At 50.9% G+C, this 2,178-nt stretch carries 21 tRNA genes and 1 rRNA gene; all 22 read right to left on the reverse strand.

Features of this window, described 5'->3' with window-relative positions:
• The 22 genes from A5882_RS03050 to rrf all read right to left on the reverse strand — a co-directional run bounded on the left by A5882_RS03050 (nt 1) and on the right by rrf (nt 2,167).
• A tRNA-Asp gene (locus tag A5882_RS03050) sits at nt 1-74 on the reverse strand.
• 39 nt (nt 75-113) lie between these two features.
• Nucleotides 114-187: transfer RNA gene (locus A5882_RS03055), tRNA-Met, on the reverse strand.
• A 66-nt stretch (nt 188-253) separates the two neighbouring features.
• Nucleotides 254-343: transfer RNA gene (locus tag A5882_RS03060), tRNA-Ser, on the reverse strand.
• Between the two features lie 12 nt (nt 344-355).
• Nucleotides 356-427, reverse strand: a tRNA-Glu gene (locus tag A5882_RS03065).
• A 10-nt stretch (nt 428-437) separates the two neighbouring features.
• Nucleotides 438-525, reverse strand: a tRNA-Ser gene (locus tag A5882_RS03070).
• 21 nt (nt 526-546) lie between these two features.
• A tRNA-Ile gene (locus tag A5882_RS03075) sits at nt 547-620 on the reverse strand.
• Nucleotides 621-637: 17 nt separating this feature from the next.
• Nucleotides 638-708 (reverse strand) — tRNA-Gly (locus A5882_RS03080).
• 1 nt (nt 709) lies between these two features.
• A tRNA-Asp gene (locus A5882_RS03085) sits at nt 710-786 on the reverse strand.
• A gap of 38 nt (nt 787-824) precedes the next feature.
• Nucleotides 825-898: transfer RNA gene (locus A5882_RS03090), tRNA-Met, on the reverse strand.
• 66 nt (nt 899-964) lie between these two features.
• A tRNA-Ser gene (locus A5882_RS03095) sits at nt 965-1,054 on the reverse strand.
• 26 nt (nt 1,055-1,080) lie between these two features.
• Nucleotides 1,081-1,154, reverse strand: a tRNA-Ile gene (locus A5882_RS03100).
• Nucleotides 1,155-1,168: 14 nt separating this feature from the next.
• A tRNA-Met gene (locus tag A5882_RS03105) sits at nt 1,169-1,242 on the reverse strand.
• 28 nt (nt 1,243-1,270) lie between these two features.
• Nucleotides 1,271-1,343: transfer RNA gene (locus A5882_RS03110), tRNA-Ala, on the reverse strand.
• 13 nt (nt 1,344-1,356) lie between these two features.
• Nucleotides 1,357-1,430, reverse strand: a tRNA-Pro gene (locus A5882_RS03115).
• Nucleotides 1,431-1,439: 9 nt separating this feature from the next.
• Nucleotides 1,440-1,513, reverse strand: a tRNA-Arg gene (locus tag A5882_RS03120).
• An 11-nt stretch (nt 1,514-1,524) separates the two neighbouring features.
• Nucleotides 1,525-1,610 (reverse strand) — tRNA-Leu (locus A5882_RS03125).
• Nucleotides 1,611-1,628: 18 nt separating this feature from the next.
• Nucleotides 1,629-1,700: transfer RNA gene (locus tag A5882_RS03130), tRNA-Gly, on the reverse strand.
• Nucleotides 1,701-1,710: 10 nt separating this feature from the next.
• A tRNA-Thr gene (locus A5882_RS03135) sits at nt 1,711-1,783 on the reverse strand.
• A gap of 7 nt (nt 1,784-1,790) precedes the next feature.
• Nucleotides 1,791-1,872, reverse strand: a tRNA-Leu gene (locus A5882_RS03140).
• 14 nt (nt 1,873-1,886) lie between these two features.
• A tRNA-Lys gene (locus tag A5882_RS03145) sits at nt 1,887-1,959 on the reverse strand.
• Between the two features lie 3 nt (nt 1,960-1,962).
• Nucleotides 1,963-2,035 (reverse strand) — tRNA-Val (locus A5882_RS03150).
• 16 nt (nt 2,036-2,051) lie between these two features.
• Nucleotides 2,052-2,167, reverse strand: a 5S ribosomal RNA gene (gene rrf, locus A5882_RS03155).
• Nucleotides 2,168-2,178 lie beyond the last annotated feature (11 nt).

Here is a 2,178-nt window from a genome sequence, read left to right on the forward strand (position 1 = left end):
CGGTCTGGACGGGACTCGAACCCGCGACCTCCTGCGTGACAGGCAGGCATTCTAACCAACTGAACTACCAAACCAGAAGCTTTGTATTGCTGCTTTGCCGTTAAACAAAGCGATTGCGGGAGCAGGATTTGAACCTACGACCTTCGGGTTATGAGCCCGACGAGCTACCAGACTGCTCCATCCCGCGATAAGTAATTACTTTTCAGTAATTAAAGGACTGTGATTCTTTTGCTCGCAACAAAAGAGACAGTTAAGGAGGATAAGGGATTCGAACCCTTGCACGGTTTTACCCGCCTGACGGTTTTCAAGACCGTTCCCTTCAGCCGGACTTGGGTAATCCTCCAAAAGTAACAAATGATCCGTACGGGATTCGAACCCGTGTTACCGCCGTGAAAGGGCGGTGTCTTAACCACTTGACCAACGGACCAATAAAAAAACGGAGAAGGAGGGATTTGAACCCTCGCGCCGGTTTCCCGACCTACACCCTTAGCAGGGGCGCCTCTTCAGCCACTTGAGTACTTCCCCAAATGTATGACTACATTTTGATGGGCCTAAATGGACTCGAACCATCGACCTCACGCTTATCAGGCGTGCGCTCTAACCAGCTGAGCTATAGGCCCCAAAAAATAAAAGCTAAAGCGGGTGACGAGAATCGAACTCGCGACAACAGCTTGGAAGGCTGTGGTTTTACCACTAAACTACACCCGCATGGCGGTCTGGACGGGACTCGAACCCGCGACCTCCTGCGTGACAGGCAGGCATTCTAACCAACTGAACTACCAAACCATATTTAGCTTTTATTGCGCTTTTGAAAACAAAAGCAATTGCGGGAGCAGGATTTGAACCTACGACCTTCGGGTTATGAGCCCGACGAGCTACCAGACTGCTCCATCCCGCGATAAGTAATTACTTTAGAGTAATTAAAAGACTGTGATTCTTTTGCTCGCAACAAAAGAGACAGTTAAGGAGGATAAGGGATTCGAACCCTTGCACGGTTTTACCCGCCTGACGGTTTTCAAGACCGTTCCCTTCAGCCGGACTTGGGTAATCCTCCATAATAAAACAGATACAATGCCACAATGGACCTTGTAGGACTCGAACCTACGACCGGACGGTTATGAGCCGTCTGCTCTAACCAACTGAGCTAAAGGTCCAGGCTCTTAAAAAATCGCGGCGGAGGGGATCGAACCCCCGACCTCCCGGGTATGAACCGGACGCTCTAGCCAGCTGAGCTACACCGCGTAAAAAAGAATCATTTATTCAAATGATATGGAGCCTAGCGGGATCGAACCGCTGACCTCCTGCGTGCAAAGCAGGCGCTCTCCCAGCTGAGCTAAGGCCCCTTTTGTAAAAGTATCGGGAAGACAGGATTCGAACCTGCGACCCCTTGGTCCCAAACCAAGTGCTCTACCAAGCTGAGCTACTTCCCGTTATTAAAGCGCGCCCAAGAGGAGTCGAACCCCTAACCTTTTGATCCGTAGTCAAACACTCTATCCAATTGAGCTATGGGCGCATATTAAGAAATGCCGAGGACCGGAATCGAACCGGTACGGTGATCACTCACCGCAGGATTTTAAGTCCTGTGCGTCTGCCAGTTCCGCCACCCCGGCTGAAAATTGCTAAGGCAAAGCGGAAAACGGGGTTCGAACCCGCGACCCCCACCTTGGCAAGGTGGTGCTCTACCACTGAGCTATTTCCGCGTATTCCTGATGCCGGCTAAAGGACTTGAACCCTCGACCCTCTGATTACAAATCAGATGCTCTACCAACTGAGCTAAGCCGGCAATGAAGTGCGGGTGAAGGGACTTGAACCCCCACGCCCGAAGGCGCTAGATCCTAAATCTAGTGCGTCTGCCAATTCCGCCACACCCGCATAGGTTATTACTATGAGTCGTACAGGGCTCGAACCTGTGACCCTCTGATTAAAAGTCAGATGCTCTACCAACTGAGCTAACGACTCATATGGGGGTTAACGGGATCGAACCGCTGACCCTCTGCTTGTAAGGCAGATGCTCTCCCAGCTGAGCTAAACCCCCATAAGGTAAAAAAAACGCGTGGCGACGTCCTACTCTCACAAAGGGAAACCCTTCACTACAATCGGCGCTAAGAAGCTTAACTTCTGTGTTCGGCATGGTTACAGGTGTATCCTTCTTGCTATCGCCACCACACTATTCAATTG

Origin of the sequence: Enterococcus sp. 4E1_DIV0656 (assembly GCF_002140695.1) — a bacterium.
Lineage (GTDB): Bacteria > Bacillota > Bacilli > Lactobacillales > Enterococcaceae > Enterococcus_D > Enterococcus_D entomosocium.